Origin of the sequence: Arthrobacter sp. CAL618 (genome assembly GCF_000468215.1) — a bacterium.
Lineage (GTDB): Bacteria > Actinomycetota > Actinomycetes > Actinomycetales > Micrococcaceae > Arthrobacter_D.
The window spans coordinates 38,359-40,283 of sequence record NZ_ASZW01000208.1 but is presented as its reverse complement, the minus strand read 5'-3'; the positions used below and the strand labels follow the sequence as shown (position 1 = coordinate 40,283).

Annotated in this window: 3 protein-coding genes; all 3 read left to right on the top strand. The window is 64.6% G+C overall.

Features of this window, described 5'->3' with window-relative positions; all coding sequences use genetic code 11:
- On the top strand, nt 1-470 hold a 470-nt coding region (locus K728_RS0112645), incomplete at its 5' end, for an adenylate/guanylate cyclase domain-containing protein (protein ID WP_024476947.1).
- A gap of 134 nt (nt 471-604) precedes the next feature.
- A complete protein-coding gene (locus K728_RS0112640) occupies nt 605-1,360 on the top strand; it encodes a protein phosphatase 2C domain-containing protein (RefSeq protein WP_024476946.1) in 756 nt (251 codons plus the stop codon).
- 14 nt (nt 1,361-1,374) lie between these two features.
- Nucleotides 1,375-1,925 (top strand): DNA ligase LigA-related protein (locus tag K728_RS22390; protein WP_443110978.1); only part of this gene is annotated, 551 nt, incomplete at its 3' end.

Sequence of the window (1,925 nt, the reverse complement as noted above, 5' to 3'; positions counted from 1 at the left end):
CCAGCCTGTCCCGCCAGATGAACGAGCGAACCCTCGCCCACCTGGTGCAGCGCTTCGAGAATGTGTGCGCCGAAATCATCTCGGTGGGAGGCGGCAGACTGGTCAAGACCATCGGCGACGAAGTGCTCTACATCGCCGAGTCCCCGGAAGCCGGTGCCGAAATTTCCCTCGCCCTGGCCAAAGCCTTCACCGAAGACCACCTGCTGCCCTCCGCGCGCGTCTCCCTGGTGTGGGGGCGGATCCTGTCCCGACTGGGCGACATTTATGGGCCGACAGTGAATCTGGCGTCCCGCCTGACCTCCCTGGCCGAACCGGGGACGGTCCTGATCGATGCATCCACCGCCGCCACCTTGCGCGACAACGAACACTTCGTCCTGATCCCGCAGAAGGCGCGCACCATCAGAGGGTTTGGCGAGGTGCACCCCGTAACGCTCGCCCGCGGCACCGGGACCGGGCTGATCCTCGATTAGCGGACCGCTGGAAGATACTGCTCCAGCGAGGACGTGGCAGTACCACCGGCGCGGGCTCAGAGCGCGGTTCGGCTAGGGTAGCCAAGTAACTTCGTGACACACCTCATTGACGGCAGCTAGATGGTAGGACGGAAATGACAACCGACAAGACACCGGGTCTGGACCTGACGGTGAGCTGTGGGTTCGCGTCGGACGTCGGCCTGCGCCGGGAACACAACGAGGACTCGCTGGTCGCAGCTGACCCTATCTTCGCGGTGGCTGATGGCATGGGCGGGCATGAGGCTGGCGAGGTCGCCAGCAGTATCTGCATCCGCACGCTGATGGATAGCCGGCTGGTGGGAGAGCCGTTCCCCGAGATGGACCCCGAGGAACTACAGGAGCTTCTGGTCACCGCCGACGAAAAGATCAGGTCGGAAACCGGCGGCCGCGCCGGCACCACCCTCAGCGGAACTATCCTCGTCCAGGAGGACGGCGCCCCGTACTGGCTGGCTTTCAACGTTGGCGATTCCCGCACCTACCGCCTCAGCCAGGGCGGACTGGAACAGATCACCATCGACCACTCGGAGGTTCAGGAACTCGTCGACTACGGTCGCATCACCCCCGAGGAAGCACTCACCCATCCGCGACGCCACGTGGTGACCCGCGCTTTGGGCACCGGAAGCGACATCGACGCCGACTTCTGGCTGATCCCGGCCGCCATCGGCGACCGGATCCTGGTGTGCTCCGACGGGCTGATCAACGAGGTGGGGGACGAGCAGATCTTTGACCTCCTCACGTCGCTCCCTCACCCGCAGGATGCTAGCGAAGCCCTCGTCCAGGCAGCGCTCCGGGCCGGCGGCAGAGACAACATTTCAGTCATCGTCGTGGATGTCGCAGGTGCGGGGGACTGAGGCAAGATAGGACTGTGGCCAGAACAACTGACAAATCAGGCATAGAGCTTACCGCGGACCAGACGCCGGTCGATTCCCTGCGTGAGGAATACGACTCCCTGGCGGAGGAGGTGCGCCGGCACCGGTTCGCCTACTACAACGAGAACGCGCCGACAATTTCCGACGCGGAGTTCGATGAGCTGTTCCGGCGGCTGGAAAGAATCGAGGCACTGCATCCGGAGCTGATCGCCAACGATTCGCCCACCCAGGAAGTCGGCGGCGATGCCTCCTCGGCCTTCGCCGCCGTCGACCACCTGCAACGCATGTACAGCCTGGAGGACGTCTTCTCCCTGGCCGAGCTGGACGTCTGGGTGAGCCGGGCTGCCGCGAGCGTCGAATCGGTCAGCCCAGGCAGCGCCATCAAATGGTTGACCGAGCTGAAGATCGACGGACTCGCCGTCAACCTGCTGTACCGGAACGGTGAACTGGTGCGAGCGGCGACCCGTGGCGACGGTGCCACCGGTGAGGACATCACCCACAACGTCCTCACGATCAAATCGATCCCCCGGACCCTCGCCGGGACGGG